14 protein-coding genes are annotated in these 16,682 nt (G+C 71.1%); 5 read left to right on the top strand and 9 right to left on the bottom strand.

Features of this window, described 5'->3' with window-relative positions; genetic code table 11:
- Positions 1–27 precede the first annotated feature (27 nt).
- The 3 genes from AMK16_RS31700 to AMK16_RS31710 all read left to right on the top strand — a co-directional run bounded on the left by AMK16_RS31700 (position 28) and on the right by AMK16_RS31710 (position 5,837).
- Positions 28–2,700: an AMP-binding protein gene (locus AMK16_RS31700; protein WP_073920785.1), complete on the top strand. Its 2,673-nt coding sequence runs from the start codon at positions 28–30 to the stop codon at positions 2,698–2,700.
- A gap of 81 nt (positions 2,701–2,781) precedes the next feature.
- On the top strand, positions 2,782–4,401 hold the full coding sequence (gene cmdF, locus AMK16_RS31705) for a tyrosine 2,3-aminomutase (RefSeq protein WP_073920837.1): 1,620 nt from the start codon (positions 2,782–2,784) through the stop codon (positions 4,399–4,401).
- A gap of 98 nt (positions 4,402–4,499) precedes the next feature.
- Positions 4,500–5,837 carry a condensation domain-containing protein gene (locus tag AMK16_RS31710; RefSeq protein ID WP_073920786.1) on the top strand — a complete coding sequence of 446 codons (1,338 nt, stop codon included), beginning with the start codon at positions 4,500–4,502 and terminating at the stop codon, positions 5,835–5,837.
- A 70-nt stretch (positions 5,838–5,907) separates the two neighbouring features.
- Here AMK16_RS31710 and AMK16_RS31715 read toward each other — a convergent pair whose 3' ends face one another.
- Positions 5,908–7,494, bottom strand: a complete 1,587-nt coding sequence (locus AMK16_RS31715) for a 4-hydroxyphenylacetate 3-hydroxylase family protein (protein WP_073920787.1) — start codon at positions 7,492–7,494, stop codon at positions 5,908–5,910.
- 274 nt (positions 7,495–7,768) lie between these two features.
- Here AMK16_RS31715 and AMK16_RS31720 point away from each other — a divergent pair, with 274 nt between their 5' ends.
- A complete protein-coding gene (locus AMK16_RS31720) occupies positions 7,769–8,953 on the top strand; it encodes an acyl-CoA dehydrogenase family protein (RefSeq protein WP_073920838.1) in 1,185 nt (394 codons plus the stop codon).
- 24 nt (positions 8,954–8,977) lie between these two features.
- Positions 8,978–9,409 (top strand): SgcJ/EcaC family oxidoreductase, encoded by a 432-nt coding sequence (locus tag AMK16_RS31725; RefSeq protein WP_073920788.1) that lies wholly within the window; start codon positions 8,978–8,980, stop codon positions 9,407–9,409.
- A gap of 118 nt (positions 9,410–9,527) precedes the next feature.
- On the opposite strand, the gene AMK16_RS31730 is transcribed toward AMK16_RS31725, so the two are convergent.
- The 8 genes from AMK16_RS31730 to AMK16_RS31765 form a co-directional block, all read right to left on the bottom strand.
- Positions 9,528–10,784, bottom strand: coding sequence for a cytochrome P450 family protein (locus AMK16_RS31730; RefSeq protein WP_073920789.1), 1,257 nt, complete (start codon positions 10,782–10,784; stop codon positions 9,528–9,530).
- Positions 10,785–10,892: 108 nt separating this feature from the next.
- On the bottom strand, positions 10,893–11,762 hold the full coding sequence (locus tag AMK16_RS31735) for a phytanoyl-CoA dioxygenase family protein (RefSeq protein ID WP_073920790.1): 870 nt from the start codon (positions 11,760–11,762) through the stop codon (positions 10,893–10,895).
- A 51-nt stretch (positions 11,763–11,813) separates the two neighbouring features.
- The gene (locus AMK16_RS31740; protein WP_073920791.1) at positions 11,814–12,074 is read right to left on the bottom strand and encodes an acyl carrier protein; all 261 of its coding nucleotides are present in this window, start codon (positions 12,072–12,074) and stop codon (positions 11,814–11,816) included.
- A 160-nt stretch (positions 12,075–12,234) separates the two neighbouring features.
- Positions 12,235–13,470: an ATP-grasp domain-containing protein gene (locus AMK16_RS31745; protein ID WP_073920792.1), complete on the bottom strand. Its 1,236-nt coding sequence runs from the start codon at positions 13,468–13,470 to the stop codon at positions 12,235–12,237.
- On the bottom strand, positions 13,467–14,423 hold the full coding sequence (gene cysK, locus AMK16_RS31750; protein WP_073920839.1) for a cysteine synthase A: 957 nt from the start codon (positions 14,421–14,423) through the stop codon (positions 13,467–13,469). The genes AMK16_RS31745 and cysK overlap by 4 nt, the downstream gene beginning before the upstream one ends.
- A 71-nt stretch (positions 14,424–14,494) precedes the next feature.
- Positions 14,495–15,088, bottom strand: a complete 594-nt coding sequence (gene epsC, locus AMK16_RS31755) for a serine O-acetyltransferase EpsC (protein WP_073920793.1) — start codon at positions 15,086–15,088, stop codon at positions 14,495–14,497.
- A gap of 5 nt (positions 15,089–15,093) precedes the next feature.
- The gene (locus tag AMK16_RS31760) at positions 15,094–15,684 is read right to left on the bottom strand and encodes a prephenate dehydrogenase/arogenate dehydrogenase family protein (RefSeq protein ID WP_073920794.1); all 591 of its coding nucleotides are present in this window, start codon (positions 15,682–15,684) and stop codon (positions 15,094–15,096) included.
- Positions 15,685–15,782: 98 nt separating this feature from the next.
- Positions 15,783–16,586 (bottom strand): TIGR03084 family metal-binding protein, encoded by an 804-nt coding sequence (locus AMK16_RS31765; protein ID WP_073920795.1) that lies wholly within the window; start codon positions 16,584–16,586, stop codon positions 15,783–15,785.
- Positions 16,587–16,682: the final 96 nt, after the last annotated feature.

Genomic DNA, 16,682 nt, shown 5'->3' on the forward strand with positions numbered 1-16,682 from the left:
CGACCACATCAGACGAAGGGAGTGGGCATGACCGAGACGGCTCATGTTGTCAGGGCGTACGCCGTCACCGGCGGCCTCGACACTCAGGCGCTGCGCGCCGCCTGGCGGAACGCCACCGCCGGGCACGACGTGCCTGGCGGCGCCGCCAGGCCGGGCAGTGACGCCCACTGGTTCACCGACCTCGGCACGGTGGCGGACGCCGGTGCGTGGGAGGCGGCCGAGCGCCTGTGGGGCGACCCGCTCGCGCTTTCCTTCCCCGCGGACCGCGGCCCGGCAGCGCGTCTGACCGTCGCGCGGTTCGCCGACGGCGGCCACCTGCTGCTGATCGCGGTCAACCGGGCGTTCGCAGCCGGCCGCTCGCTGGCCGGTCTCGCGGACGACCTCTCCGCCGCCTACGCCTCGGAGACCGCGGGGCGCACCGGTGACTTCGGCAGCGCCGACTTCGACTGGGGCACGGAGCTCGCCGCGTCGCTCGGCGAGGTGAGCGCCAGGGAAGGGGTCACTCCCTACGACGTCCTGCTGACCGCCTACCACTGGCTGCTCGGGCGGCACCACGTCGAGGAGGGCCTGACGGTCGCCGTCACGGGGGGCGGGCGCATCCGCGGGGACTTCTCGGGACGTCCCGTCTTTCGCGATCTGCTGCTGCGGACGGCCGCGCTGCGGCGCTCGGCCGCCGCCGACCAGCGCCTCCCGCTCCAGCGGACCGCCGGGTCCGGCGCGGCGGCCACCCAAGAGGGCCCGTATGACGCGGTGTTCGCCACGGCCGACCCGTTCGGACCGGTCCTCAGGCTGGCGGGGGCCCGCGTGCGCAGGCTCCGCTCGGACGAAGGCTGGTTCCGCGGCGACGCGCCCGAGGCCGACATCGCCCTGACGGTGCACCAGACCACTCCCTCCGTCACCGGTCACCTGACCTTCCGCACCACTCCGTACGACCCGGGCGCCGCGGCCGGCTTCCTCGGCCAGCTGCGCACCGTGCTGGAGGCGGCTCTGGCCGATCCCGGGACGCCGGCGCACACACTTCCCCTGGAGAGCCCCGAGCAGATCCTGCACGCGGTCCTCGAAGCCGACGCGGCGGCGGCCGGCGAGTGGAGCGCCCCCGCGGTCCACGAGCGTTTCCGCGAGGTGGCGCGGAGCGCGCCCGGCGCGATCGCGCTGTCCGAGGCCACCGGCGAGGTCACCTACGGCGAACTCCTCGCGCGGTCCTCGCGCATCACCGACGCCCTGCGCGCGCTCGGCGTCGGCGAGGGTTCGGCGGTGGCGCTGATGCTTCCCCCCGGATCCCGCCAGGCCGCGGCCCTGCTCGGCGCCTTCGGCGCGGGAGCGCACGCTGTGTGCCTGGGCACTGACGGCACCGGGGAGCGCGGCAAGGCCGTCTTCGACAGTCTGCGGCCGCACTGCCTGGTCCTGGCCGGCGACCGCGGCGACCGCGGCCTCGTCGACTGGTACCGGAGCGAACTGGACGGACACGTCCTGGACCTGGACGCCTTCACGGACGTCCACCCCTACCCGGAAACCCCCGACCGGGCGGTCCCCGGCCCGGTCGGCACCTCCGTGCCGACCGGGCCGGGGAGACCGGGCGCGGCGGCCTCGCCCCACCGGTGGGCCTACGTGACCTACACCTCCGGTACGACCGGCACCGCCAAAGGCATACCCCAGACCCACCGCACCTTCGCCCAGTTCATCGACTGGTTCACCGGCGAGTTCGGCATCGGGCCGGGCTCACGCGTGGCCCAGTGGGCCTCTCCCGGCTACGACGCCGCCCTGGTGGAGGTCTTCGCAGCCCTGGCCGTCGGGGCCACCCTGTGCCCCGTGCCCGAGCGGCTGCGGGCGCATCCGGAGAAGCTGGCGGACTGGCTCGACTCGCAGCGCATCACCCACTTGCAGACGGTTCCCAGCTTCGCGCGGGAGCTGCTCGGCGCCATCGGCTCCGTCCCGGGACGCCTGGAGTCCCTCGGGCATCTGCTCCTGGCGGGCGAGGCACTCTCCGGGGAGCTGGCGGACGCCGTGCGGGCGGCGTTGCCCGCCACACGGCTGGTCAACCTCTACGGCTCCACCGAGACGATCCTGGCCACCTGGGCCGAGGTCGCCGCGCCCGTGCACGGCGCCGTGCCGATCGGTCAGTCCGTCCCCGGCCGTCAGGTGCTGGTCCTGGACGAGAACGACCGGCCCTGCCCCACCGGCGTCACGGGTGACGTCGTCGTGCTGGGCCCGCACGTGACGCCCGGCTACATCGGTGAGGGTCCCGGCTGTGAGGCCTTCCGCCCCCTGGCCGGCGACAGTCTGGCCGCGATCACCCGCAACGGCATCCACCGCACCGGAGACCGGGGCCGCCGGCGCTGGGACGGTTCGCTGGAGTACTCCGGGCGCGGTGACTCCCGCATCAAGATCTCCGGCACGCGGCTGGAGCTCATCGGCATCGAAGCGGCGCTGGCCGCGCACGAATCGGTGTCCTCCTGCGCCGTGGTCGCGCACGCCGGTCCCGACGGACTCGTGACGCGGCTGGAGGCGTACGTGGTGCCCCACCGGACACCGGACGGCGATCCGGTGGCCACCTCGGCCGACTGGCGGGCCGCCCTGGTGCGGTGGTTCGGCAGGACCCTGCCCGCGTTGTCGTTCGTGACGCTGGACAGCCTGCCCCGCAACACGGGCGGCAAAGTCGACCGGCGCGCACTGGCCGGGGCCGGCGCGGCCGCCAGCTGAGCACCGGGACCGGGGACGGCCGAAGGGCCTCCTTCCACTGAACTCGCTTATCACATATCACTTGGGGTGAATGTCGTGACACTGCTTGAGACGGACTTCTCGGTCGGCTCCGAAGGGTCGAGCGTCAGCTTCGACGGCGAGACGCTCGACATCGCCGCGGTCCGCCGGGTGGCGGAAGACCTGGCGCCGGTCACCGTGAGCTCGCAGACACTGGCCAAGGCGGCCAGGAGCCGCGTCCAGTTCGAGAAGATCGTCCAGGAGGGTGCCCCCGTCTACGGCGTCACCACCGGCTACGGCGAGATGATCTACATGCAGGTCGACAAGTCGAAGGAGATAGAGCTCCAGACCAACCTGGTCCGCAGCCACAGCTCCGGGGTCGGCCCGCTGTTCGCAGAGGACGAGGCCCGCGCAATCATGGCCGCTCGTCTCAACGCCCTCTCCAAGGGCTACTCGGCCGTGCGCCCCGAGCTGCTGGAGCGTCTGGCCCTCTACCTCAACGAGGGCATCACGCCGGCGATCCCGGAGATCGGCTCGCTCGGCGCCAGCGGTGACCTGGCCCCGCTCTCCCACATCGCCGGCACGCTCATCGGCGAGGGCTACGTCCTCAAGGACGGCAAGCGTGTCCCGACCGCGGAGGTGCTGCGGGAGAAGGGCATCGAGCCGCTCCAGCTGCGCTTCAAGGAAGGCCTCGCGCTGATCAACGGCACCTCCGCCATGACGGGTCTGGGCTCCCTGGTCGTGGCCCGCGCCCTGGACCAGGTGCGGCAGGCCGAGATCGGTACCGCCCTCGTCCTCGAGGCGCTGCGCGGCTCGACCAGCCCGTTCCAGGCCGAGGGCCACGACATCGCCCGCCCGCACCAGGGCCAGATCGACACCGCGGCCAACATGCGCGCCCTGCTCAGCGGCAGCCGCCTGATGGTCGAGCACGCGGAGCTGCGCCGCCAGGCGCAGGAGCAGCGCACCGGCGACGGTGTTTCGCGCACCGAGGTCTACCTGCAGAAGGCGTACACGCTGCGAGCCATCCCGCAGGTCGTCGGAGCCGTGCGCGACACCCTCTACCACGCCGTGGACAAGCTCGAGACCGAGCTGAACTCCTCCAACGACAATCCGCTGTTCTTCGACGGCAAGGAGGTCTTCCACGGCGCGAACTTCCACGGCCAGCCGATCGCCTTCGCCATGGACTTCGTCATGCTGGCCCTCACCCAGCTGGGTGTGTTCTCCGAACGCCGTACCAACCGCCTGCTCAACCGGCACCTCAGTGACGGTCTGCCGGAATTCCTCGTCGCCAACGACCCGGGCCTCAACAGCGGCTTCGCCGGAGCCCAGTACCCCGCCACCGCGCTGGTCGCGGAGAACCGGACCATCGGTCCTGCGAGCACCCAGAGCGTCCCGTCCAACGGTGACAACCAGGACGTCGTCAGCATGGGCCTGATCGCCACCCGCAACGCCCGCCGGGTCCTGTCGAACAACACCCGCATCCTCGCGGTCGAGTTCCTCGCCGCCGCTCAGGCCGTCGACCTGTCCGGCCGCTACGAGAAGCTCAGCCCCACCGGCAAGGCCACATACGATCAGATCCGCTCGCTGGTCCCCACGCTGGCGGAGGACCGCTACATGTCCGACGACATCGAGCTGGTCGCCGCCGCCCTCTCGCGCGGCGAGTTCCTGGCCGCCGCGAGCTCCACCGGCGCCGAACTGCGCTGAGCCCCGCCCCCGATCTCGCCTCTGCGCCCCGGCGGCCGTACGCAACACATGGGCCGCCGGGGGCCGCCGCTTCCCTCCACGACACCTGGGACGACCCGATGAGCATTCCCCTCTCCTTCAACCAAGAGTTCCTGTGCATGTTCGACCAGGGCGACGAGAAGGGCCCCTTCGGCCCGCTCTACAACATCGTCGGCGGCTGGCGGCTGGCCGGGAAGGCAGACCCCGACGCCCTGCAGGGTGCGCTGGACGACGTCGTGGAGCGCCACGAGGCGCTGCGCACGACGATCGTGCGCACCCCCGGCGGCCAGCGCCAGGAGATCCTGGCGGCCTCGCCGGTCTCCCTGACCGTGCGTGAGATCCCCGAGCCGGACGTGGCGGCACGCGACCGTCGCGCGGAGGAACTGCTCATCGAGTTGGAGGGCGGCCACTACGGCGTGGGCGAGCTGCCGCTGCTGCGCGCGGTCCTGGGCCGGTTCGACGAGGACGACGCGGTCCTGGTCCTGATCGCCCACCACACGGCGGCCGACGAGGTGTCCATCCAGCTGATCATCAGGGACTTCGGTGCCTTCTACGCCGAGCGGCGCGGCCACGGGGCCGCCGAGCTCCCCGAGGCCACCCAGTTCCAGGACTTCGCCCGGTGGGAGCGCGAGCGCTTCGCGCCCGAAGCCGATGTGAAGGCGCGCGGCTACTGGCGTGAGCAGCTGGCCGGGGCGAAGATCACGGGGGTTCCGACGGACCACCTGAAGTCGGCGGGCGTGGAGAAGACCACGTCCGTGCACCGCTTCCAGATCGACGCGGAGCTGACCTCGGCGGCGCTGGCCCTCGCCAAGGAGACCCGCAGCTCGGCCTTCATGGTTCTGCTCGCGGCCTACAAAGTCTTCCTCAACGAGCGCCTCGGCGCCACCGACGTCGTCGTCCCGACGATGGCCTCGGGCCGCGGCCCGGCGAGGTTCCAGAACACGGTCGGGGCGTTCTTCAACTTCGTCCCGCTCCGGACCTCCGTCGCCGGCGCCGCCACCTTCCGCGACGTGGTGCAGCGGACCCGCACGACCTGTCTGAAGGCGTACGGCAATGCCCTGCCGTTCGGCCAGGTCGCCGCCGAGGCCCCGGAACTCGCGGCCTCCTTCGGCGCGGACGACCTCGGCGTCATCGCCTTCCAGGTCTTCCAGTTCCCCGCGCTGGAGGGTGAGGAGGCGGGCGACCTGCGGATCTCCGAGATCCGCCGCCGCCTGCTGTCGCAGCCCGTGAGCACGGACATCCCCGACGGCGTGATGTTCCAGCTGGACATCGACCCCCTCTCCGGGCAGATGCTCGGCCACGTGGGCTACAACACCAACCTCTACTACGAGAGCACCATGGCCGAGTTCGCCGCCGGTTTCCGAAAGGTGCTGGAGCGGACGGTCGTCACTCCCGACGCGCCGCTGACCCTCTACTGATCCCGTTCGCCCCGGGCATGACAGCGCCCGCGTCCCCCGGAGGGGGTCGCGGGCGTTCGCCGTCACGGGGTCAGGCGTCGTTCAAGGAGCCGTGGGCCGCGGTCCGCAGGTCATCGAAGGAGGAGAGGTCAGGCACGGTCCAGCCGTCCAGGTCGTACTCGGACAGGCACGCCTCCGCGAAGGCCTTGTACCCGTCGACCTGACCTGAGGTCATCTGGGAGAAGAGCAGCTCCACGCGGGTGTTCTCGTGGTTGCCGGCGTAATTGCGCTCGTAGAGCTCGTGGCGCCCGCCGAACTCGGTTCCCACCGCGTCCCACAGGAGCTTCATCACCTTGACGCGGTCGACCGCCTCCACCCCGCCCGAGCCCCGCAGGTACTTGTCGAGGTAGGGGCGCACGTCCGGGTTCTTGAAGTCCTGGGCGCTGGAGTTGACGTAGACCAGGCCGCTCGCGACGTCCTGCTGGATGATCTCCTTGATCCGCGGATAGCCGATCTGCATGAACCACCGGTACGCCATGCCGTACTGCGGATTGGGCAGCAGCGCTCCGTTCTTCCACTCGACGGGATTGCGCGCGGCGGCGTCCGACAGCCCCAGGAACAGGTTGCGCCAGGCGAGCACTTCACCGATGCGGGTCTGGACACCGCGGAAGTCCTTGGTTCCGGTGATCTCCAGCGCCTTGACCAGGAGACCGGCGATGAACTCCAGCTTCACGGCAAGCCGGGTGCACCCGTGGAAGGTGAAGCGCTCCACGAAGCCCGAGCGGGCCGGGAACATCTGGACCTTCCCCAGGTGGCCGTAGACGAAGACGTTCTCCCAGGGGATCAGGACCTTGTCCAGGACGAGGATGGTGTCGTTCTCGTCGAGCCGGGAGGAGAGGGGGTAGTCGAAGGGGCTGCCCATGACGGCGGCAGTCGCGGTGTAGGACGGGCGGCAGATCAGCTTCATGCCCGGCGCGTCCATCGGGATGGTGGCGACCAGCGCGAACTCCCGCTTCTTGACCGGCAGACCGAAGTGGGCGATGAAGTTGTAGTGGGACAGGGCTGAGCCCGTGGCGACCACCTTGGCGCCGCTGACCACCAGACCGGCGTCGGTCTCCTTCTCGACGTGGATGAACACGTCCTCCACCTCGTCGGGCGGCAGGTTGCGGTCGACCGGCGGGTGGACGATGGCGTGGTTCCAGAAGAGCACCTTCTCCTGTGACTCCCGGTACCAGCGCTGCGCGTTGTCCGAGTACGGCGCGTAATAGTCCGCGTTGGCGCCGAGCGTGCCGAGGAACGACGCCTTGTAGTCGGGGCTGCGCCCCATCCACCCGTAGCTCATGCGGGCCCACTCCGCGATGGCCTTCTGGTCGGCCACCAGGTCGTCGACGCTGCGCGGAGTGGTGAAGAAACTGTGCGTGTACCCGTCGCTGCCGGTGTCCGTGGGCCTGGTCAGGACACCGCGATTGGCCGGATCGTGCAGAGCGTCGTACAGACGTGCGGTCATGCGGATCGGATTACGGAATGCGGGATGCTTGGTGACATCCTTTACCCGGTCACCGTAGATATATATCTCCCGGCCGTCCCGCAGGCTTTCGATGTATTCATCACCCGTCAATGGGCGGGTTTTCCGCCGTTCCACGGCGGGACCGGCAGGGATATCCTGACGCTCGGTCATCAGTTTTCTTCCCTCTTCCTCTTACACGAGGCGCGTTCCAGGACTTGGTGGCGCCCTCATCGTCGCAGCCGGGGAGGGGCCGGGCCTTCTCCTAGGATGCGGCGTCGTGGGCGGCCCGGGCCGGGAAGGCGTCGGGCGGACGCCGAAGCGGGCTGATCCCGCAATCTCGAAGATGCGTCCGATCGTCGCAGACTGCCAGGGTCGTCCCTAAATATCGCGGACGGCCAATTTCCGGCCTCCGGGGATAGGACATCTTTTCCAGGAGGATATGGTGCTGACGACGACCGACGTTCCTGCACGGGAACAGCTTGTTCGTCGAGCGTCCGAACTGGTGCCGGTTCTGCAGAAGAACTCGGACTGGTCGGAGGACAACCGGCGGATTCACGACGATTCGATCGAGGCCCTGGCCGACGCCGGTATCTTCCGTATGCGGGCGCCCGCCCGGTTCGGTGGCTACGAGAGCGACACCCGGACCCTGGTCGAGGTTGCCGCCGAGCTCGGCCGTGCCGACGGCTCCACGGGCTGGACCGCCTCGGTCTACTGGATCCCCACCTGGATGGCCGGCCTGTTCCCGGACCACGTCCAGGACGAGGTCTTCGCCACCCCCGACGTCCGCGTCTGCGGCACCCTGAGCCCGAGCGCGATGGCCGTCCCGGCCGACGGCGGCATCGTGGTCAACGGCAAGTGGGGCTTCATCAGCGGCGCCCTGCACGCACAGTGGCAGGTCATCGTCGCCGTGCAGATCGCTCCGGACAGCGAGCCCATGCCGATCATGGCGCTGGTTCCGGTCTCGGACCTCCAGATCATCGATGACTGGCACACCGCCGGCCTCAAGGGCACGGGCAGCGTGAGCACCCTCGCGGAGAACGTCTTCGTCCCCGCCGACCGCGTGCTGCCCCTGGGCGCGATCGTGCAGGGGCAGGGCGGCGCCTCCCAGGCCAACGCCGATGTCGCGATGTACCGGGCACCGTTGCTCCCGGTCGCCTCCGCGTCCTCGGTGGGCGCAGTGCTCGGCATGGCCCGCGCCGCCAAGGACGCCTTCCTGGCCCGGCTGCCCGAGCGCAAGATCACGTACACGAACTACGCCAGCCAGGCCGAGGCCCCGCTGACTCACCTCCAGGTCGCCGACGCCACTCTCAAGATCGACCAGGCCGAGTTCCACGCCTTCCGGCTGGCCGACCTCGTCGACGGCAAGAACGCGACGGGTGCCCAGTGGACGCTGGAGGAGCGGGTCCGCGCCCGCGCCGACATGGGCGCGGTCTGCCGCCTCGCCAAGGAGGCCGTGGACATCTTCGCCACGGCCAGCGGCGGCTCCTCGATCTACACCAGCGTCCCGATCCAGCGCATCTCCCGGGACATCCAGGCCGTGAACCTGCACGCACTGATGCACCCGGACACCAACGCCGAGCTCTACGGCCGGGTCCTGTGCGGCCTTGAGCCCAACTCCCTCTACATCTGAACCCGACCGAATCAGGGGACCAGCATGACCACATCACCCGCCGCCCCGGCCGGCACCGCCGTCTCCGACGCCGACAAGGCCGCCGTCGCCGCGCTTCCCGGCCGCATCGTCGCGGCCTGGGCGAAGCACGACGCCACGGCGTTCGCCCAGGTGTTCACTCCTCAGGGAACGATGATCCTGCCCGGCGCGTACCGCGACGGCCGTGAGGAGATCGAGGCATTCATGGCCGCGGCCTTCCAGGGCCCGTTCAAGGGCACTCAGGTCACCGGAACGCCGCTGGCCCTGAAGTTCATCCGCTCCGACGTGGCCGTCGTGGTCACCCAGGGCGGCGTACTCGCCCCCGGCGAGTCCGAGGTCGCCGACGAGCGCGCCGTACGCGCCACCTGGGTGGCCGCCAAGGAGGACGGCGAGTGGTACCTCGCCGCCTACCAGAACAGCCCGCGCGACAGCGCCTGATCCGCCGGTGGGTGAGTGGCTGCGGCCACTCGCCCACCGCGCACACGAAGAGCGGCGCTCCCCGGATCCCGGGGGGCGCCGCTCTTCGTGCCGCTCTTCGTGCCGGCCCCGTGCGTGGTCAGCGGGCTCCGGCGCCGGACAGGACATCCGCGGTCAGGCGCACCGGCAGGGCGCGGTGACCGTTCATGATGAAGGTCGGCAGCGGCTGGAGCTCTTCGGCCGGCACGGCGAGGTTCAGTCCCGGGAACCGCTCGAAGAGGGTGGACAGGCCGACGGTCGCCACCAGGCGGGCGATGCCCGCGCCCAGGCAGTAGTGCGGGCCGAATCCGAAGGACAGGTGCTCCTTGTCGGCGCGGGTGATGTCGAATTCGCCGGCGCTCTCTCCGTGCAGCTGCGGGTCGCGGCCGACAGCGCTGTAGTTGACGAGGATGGGGTCGCCCTTGGGGATCGTCACCCCGTCCAGCTCGATCTCCTCGACGGCGTACCGCAGCGGCAGGTGGGCCAGCGGCGACTCGACGCGCAGCGTTTCGTCGATCACGTCGTCCCACGATGCCTCGCCCGACAGGACGAGGGCGAGCTGGCCGGGGTTGTTGAGCAGTGCGGTGATCGCGTTGTCGAAGAAGTTGATGGTGGTCTCGGACCCGGCGCCGAGGATCGCGAAGATCGTGTCGCACAGCTCCGACTCGGACAGGCGCGTGCCGTCCTCGTCGCGGGCGGCGATCAGGTCGCTCGTGATGTCCTCACCGGGGTTGGCGCGCTTCTGCGCGACCAGCTCCTCCATGGCCCCGCGCCAGTTCGCCAGCACGGCCTGGGCCTGCTCGGGGGTGACCGTAGTGTCCACCATCATGTCGATGACCTTTGCGGTCGCCGCGCGCTGCTCCTCGCCCATGCCGATCAGCTCGGCCACCAGCATGGCGGGCAGCGGGTAGGCGAAACGCTCGCGCAGGTCCACGGTCTCACCCGGCTCCACGGAGGCGAGGGCATCCAGGAGGTGGTTGGTGAGGCCCACGATGAGCGGGCGGACGGCCTCGGTGCGGCGCGGGGTGAACGCCTTGCCGACCAGGCGGCGCAGCCGGATGTGGTCCTTGCCGTACGCGGTGACCATGTTGTCCATCGCGATCCAGCTGATCATTTCCCAGTCCGGGCGGATCCGGCCCTCGATGAAGTCCGGCCAGTGGTTGCGGGCGCTCTTGGTGACCAGGGGGTCCGTCAGGATCCTGCGCACGGTCGCGTAGTCGTTGATCGACCAGGCCAGGACCCCGCCGGGGAGCTCCACCCTGACGGCGGGCCCCTGCGCGCGCAGCGCGGCGGCTTCGGTGTGGATGTCCTGGCCCGTGGTGTCCAGGGTGTGTGCGACGGGGCAGCGCTGCGTCATGGGTTCTCCCGAGGTGACATGGTCTGTGGATCGGTCGGCGTGGCCGGGCGTGGGCGCCGGCCACGGAGGGGGAGCCGGCCGGTGCCGGCGGCCGGTATCCGTGGCGTGCTACCGGGACCCGGCCGGTGCCGGTGCGTTCGCCGGGCAGCCGCTCTCCAGGACGACGTAGGGGTCGTCCATCTCGTACCAGCCCAGGCCCGGCGGGCAGCGGTCGTAGCCCAGTAGCCGCCGCACCTCCTCGGGATAGGCACGTACGGCTTCCCTCGGCACCGCGAGGTACTGGTTCTCCTCCTGGCGCAGGTTGCCCAGGTCGAGGGCGATGGTCAGGCCGGTGCGCGGGGTGTCCGTCGTGTTGCTGCCGCCTCCGTGGTAGACGCCGCCCAGCCAGATCAGGCCGGATCCGGCCCGCATCTCGGTCGGGTGGGCCTCTTCGGTGCGCGGGGCGCGCTCGTCGTCCCAGTGGTGGCTGCCCGGGATCACCATCGTGCCGCCGTTGGCGGCCGTGAAGTCGCTCATGGCCAGCATGAGCTGGACCCGGCTGGTGGGGCCGGGATGGCGCCGCAGGTGCAGGGCGTCGTCGCGGTGCAGTGGCTGCTTGCCCTGGCCCTTGTGGATCTGGATGGCCTGCGTGCCGCTGATCTGCACCGTCGGGACCAGTTCGGTACGCGACCGGCCGATCCACACGTGCACGGGCTGCTGCATGATCCTGCGTGCCGCACCGAGGAACAGCGAATGGGTGACCACCGGAGTGAGCCGGGTGGTCCGGGCGAAGATCGAGGAGACCCGGCGGGTGCGGGTGCCGTTGTACCAGTCGCCGCTGTAGTCGCGGGCCTCCAGGTCGGGGCCGAGGTCCCGCCACAGCCCTTCGAGGGTGTCGGTGTCGGCGAGGTCCTCGACGATCACCCCGCCGTCCCGCTCCAGGATCTCCACGACGTCGTCGAGGGCGGTGTCGGGCCCGACCCGCTGCAGAGCTGCCATCAGCTGTTCACCTTCTCCGCTTCGCTCGCGTGCCTCGGGCCTCTGGCTCCTTCAGTTCTCGCGGGAGCCGGCGGCACGGGCCTTGACGATGCGGATGAGGGACGCCAGGTTCGGGTCCTCCTCGAAGATGTCGCCGACCTCGATCTCGACGTCGAGCTCCTCCTCGATGCGCGAGACGATGCGGGTGGCCGAGATCGACTCGCCGCCCGCCTCGAAGAACGTCGCGTCCTTCTGGTCCTCGGACAGATCCCCGAGGATTTCCGTCCAGATCGTTTCGAGCGTCTTGTCGACCGTCGCCACATCGGTGCTCATGCGCACTTCTCCCTCTCCCGGATTCTGAGACGCCCACACGGCGTGCCCCGGCAGCTTCACACCCGCCCCGGGGAGGGGGCATCTCCTGGATTGCGGCGCCCTGCGGCTGCCCGGCGGACGGTGCCCGGACGGCGCGGCGCGCAGCAGGGGGGACCGGATGTCAGCCGATGGCGAGGCCCGCGGTGAACCAGCGCTCCACCTCTCGGATCCGCGCCTCACAGTCGGCGCGGTCGGCGCCCGAGACGATGAAGGCAGCCAGGAAGTCGCCGGAGTGCGAGGCGTCCTCCACCCTCTCTCCGACCTGCGCGAACGTCTGGTACTTGAGGACGCCGGGCGGCATCTGCGCCGGGTCGGGCAGGGCTCGCAGGACCCCGGGGCGCTTGGTGAAGAGCAACTGCCCGGCGATGCAGGACGGGTCGCGGCGCGGCTCGCGCTCCACGGGCAGCCCCAGCTGCCGGCGTACCGGGTACTCCATCGGGTCGAAGCCGAACAGGGCCCGCTGCACGTCTCGTACCCCGGCCCCGCCGGCCCGTGAGGCGGCCTCGCACAGCAGCAGCTCACCGTCGGGGGTGACGAACACCTCGATGTGGAAGGCGAAGTGCTCGGGTCCGCCGAAGGCGGCCAGGACCTGCTCGCCGAAGGCGGCCAGCCGGCGGGCCAGCGGATCGGTGGTGTCGAGGGCGATGTCCACCCGGCCCTTGCGGTCGCGGAAGTCCGCGAGCGCGTAGGTGTACTGAGAGGGCCACAGGCTGGCGATCTCGCCGTCGAGCACGGTGCCGTCCACATGACACATCGCCCCGTCGACGTATGCCTCCACCAGCCAGCCCGGCTCACCCCGCTCGTCGCGGAGCTGGGTCCCGGCGGCCCAGTCGGCCAGCTCCCGCTCGGTCCGCAGGATGGCCACACCCATCGACAGGGCTCCGCGGCGGGGCTTGGCCACGACCGGCAGGCCGTGGTCGGCGACGAAGCGGGTCAGGTCGCCGGCCTCGGTCAGCAGGGCGTGCGCGGCGACCGGGATGCCCGCCGCTTCGGCGGCCCGCTTCATTTCCCACTTGTCGCGGTAGACGACCGCAGAGTCCGGACGCTGCCCCTCCAGGCCGAACTGCTCCCGCAGCAGGGCCGCACGCTCGATGTCGAACTCCTGGGTGGCGATGATGTCGGTCACCCCGAACTCGCTGATCAGCTGGGCCGCCCGGTCGGCGACGTGCGTGCCGTGGTCGTAGTCGGACAGCGTTTCTGCGTGCAGGTACGGTGCTTCGGTCGGCAGTTCCTCACCGTGCAGGGCCAGCTGCTCCGCCGAGCCGAGCAGGACGATCTTCGAGTCGTGTCCCTCCAGCCACCGGCCGTAGGGGTTGGCGCGCAGGGATCCGCGGTGCAGAACCAGGGTGGTGGTCATGAGGTGGTCCTCTCGTTCCAGATGCTCACGTACCGCTCCCCGGTGTCGGGCAGGATCGTGACGATGGTCTTTCCGGCGTACGCGGGCCGGCGGGCGAGCAGGCCGGCGGCGAAGGCGGCGGCCCCGGAGGAGAGTCCGGCGAAGAGGCCCTGCTCGCGCAGGAGCGCCCGGGCAGTGTCGAGGGCGTCGGAGTCCGGGCACGTGAGCACCCGGTCAATGAGCGAGATGTCTGTGGTGGGCGAGATGAAGCCGCCGTTGAGGCCCGGGATGCGGTGGGCCCCGGCGCTGCCTCCGGAGAGCAGGGCCGAGTTCTCCGGCTCGACCGCGACGATCTCCAGGTCCGGGTTGCGCTCGCGCAGGTAGCGGCCCGCGCCGGTCAGGGTGCCGCCGGTGCCGACGCCGGCCACCAGTACGTCGACCCGGCCGCCCGTGTCGGCCCAGATCTCCGGCCCGGTGGTCTCGTAGTGAGCCCGGACGTTGTCGGGGTTTTCGTGCTGGCGCATGTACCAGGAGCCGGGGGTGGCGGCTTCGATCTCCGCGGCCTTGGCGACCGCTGCGGCGAATCCCTCGGCAGCCGGTGTGTGCACGACTTCGGCGCCCAGCGCGCCCAGCAGGCCGATCCGCTCGCGGGTCGCGCTGTCCGGCAGGACGACGATGCATCGGTAGCCGCGTACGGCGCTCAGCGCGGCCAGGGTGATGCCGGTGTTGCCCGAGGTGGCTTCGATGACCGTACCGCCGGGCAGGAGATCTCCGCGCTGTTCGGCGGCGCGGATCATGTACAGGGCTGCCCTGTCCTTGGCGCTCGCGTACGGGTTGGCCGACTCCAGCTTGGCCAGGACCCGGACTGAAGGACCGGCGTCCGCGACGGCGAGGCGGACCAGCGGGGTGTTGCCGATGAGTTCCTCGACGCCTGCGGCGATGCGGCTGTCTGCGGGGGCGAGCGCGGTGGTCACGACGGGGCTCCTGTGCGGGGGTACGGCGGCCGGGGCCGGGAAGAGGCGGTGGGCGGCGAGAACGGTGGCGGTCACCACGAGGCGGCCTGGGCGAGCAGACGCACGGGGCCGGGGAGGGCGGCGGGCTTGACCACCGAGCGGGGCGCGTAGACCCGGCTTCCGGGGGCGATGTCCTCGGTGACGGTGGCCATGGCGCCGATCAGGGCGCGGTCGCCGACGGTCACCGGCCCGAGCACCGTCGCGTTGGCGCCGAGGACCACCCCGTTGCCGATCGAGGGGTGACGGCGCCGGCCGGCGGGCAGTGCGTTGTCGCTCCACCAGCCGACGGCCCCCAGGGTGACCTGCTGAAAAATCGTCACGTCGTCGCCCACGGTGGCGGTCTGGCCGATGACGACGGAAGCGCCGTGGTCGATGAAGACGCGGCGGCCCAGGACGGCACCGGGGTGGATCTCCACCCCGGTGCGCCTGCGTGCGGCGCGGGCCAGGAGGCGGGCGGCCGTGCGCAGGCCCCGCCGGTAGAGCCGGTGGGCGACGCGGTGGGCCCACAGCGCCGGCAGCGCCGGGTGCAGCAGGGCCTCCCATCGGCTGCCTATGGACGGGTCCCTGGCCACGACGACCTCAAGGTCCTCGCGCATGGTGCTCAGCAGACCGGGCTGTGCGTACATGGTCGTCAGCTCCTCTTGTGCGCGACGGACTCGACGGCCACCCGCTCGAGGCAGAAGGTGATGCCCCGGGGCGGGGCGGCGGGCGGCAGCTGGTGGCGGATCGCGCCGCAGAGGGCGACGAGTTCCCGGACTGCGGCCACGGCCCCGGCAGGGGTGGCCGGGACCGGCGCGAGGACCCACGGGCGGCCCTCGAAGCGGTCGGCCGCGGGAGTTTCGGGCCCCGCGGTCCGCGGTGCTCCCGGCGGCCGTCCGGGGACGTAGCCGAACTGGTCGCAGCCCCGTAGCAGGACCTCCTGCCACATCGACTCGTCGGTCCCGTCCACATCCGTGTAGGCGCGTCCCAGGCCGCGGGCCTGCGCCTCGTAGAGGACGTCCGCGGCGGCGGCCGGCGCGGTGGCCACGACCACGACGTCGGCGGGCCGGTCGCCGGGGACGAGCAGGGTGCCGGCGCCGGAGCGCAGGGCCCGGTCCAGGGCCCGGGGGTCGCTGTCGGCCAGGGCGACGTCGACCCCGGCGCGGGTCAGGGCAAGGGCGATGGAAGTGCCGGTCGGTCCGCAGCCGATCACGGTGACGCTGCGCAGGGGCGTACTGGTCATGGTCTCTCCTGGTGGGCTTCGGCCGGTGGCGTGGGGCTGGTACCGCGGGGCGGGGACCGGCGGTCGGTGGGGGGCCCGGCGCGTGGTCCGGAGCCCGGTCAGTCGCAGCACGGGTCCGCGAACTGGCCCGGCTTGCGGCCCTCGCCGGCGGGACCGCGGTAGGCCTGCGCGATGCCGAGCCAGCGTTCGGCCTCTTGGCCGGTGGCGGTCAGGGCGAGGTCGTCGCGGTGGCGGCGGCGGGTCACCAGGAGACAGAAGTCGTGCACCGGCCCGGTGATCTTCTCGGTAGCGTCCTCGGGCCCGTAGGTCCACACCTCGCCGGTCGGGGCGGTCAGTTCGAAGCGGAAGGGCTCGGCCGGCGGGGTCAGGTCGTGGGCGAGGTAGCCGAAGTCACGGGTGAGGACGGCGAACTGAACCAACGGCCGGAGCCGGTCGGTGGGCTCGCGGTGCACGCCCAGGGCGTCGGCGATGTCCTGTCCGTGGCCGAAGAGCTCCATGATTCCGGCCGAGGCGAGCACGGTCGGCGGAAGCGGGTTGACGAGCCACGGCACCACCGAGTTCTCGGGGACGGCGGCCAGGGCCTCGACCGAGGCGTCGCCCTCGCTGCGGAAACGGGCGAGGAGTTCCTTGGGCGGGAAGCCGTTGAACTGCTGGAGGGCCGCGTTGACGGCGCCGTCGAAGTTCTGGGTGGCCTTGGCCGCGATGCCCTTGAAGGTGTCGGGGTCGGCGGCCGCGGTCTTGGCCAGGCGGAAGATGAAGGTCAGGTGCGCCACCTGGTCGGCGATGCTCCAGCCGGGCGCCGGGGTCGGCTTGGCCCAGTCGGCCTCGTCGATGTCCCGGACGAGGTTCTCGACCTCGTCGATGTCGGCGGCCAGGACCTTCAGTACGTCGTTGAGCGACATGTCGTACTCGCTTTCGCTAATAGTTTCGTGAAGCAACTGAGTGGAAGTGCAAAGTCTCTTGAAGCAACTCACCGGGCGGCGCTGAAAGCGCGCCCC

The sequence above is a fragment of the Streptomyces sp. CB00455 genome, from assembly GCF_001905445.1.
Lineage (GTDB): Bacteria > Actinomycetota > Actinomycetes > Streptomycetales > Streptomycetaceae > Streptomyces.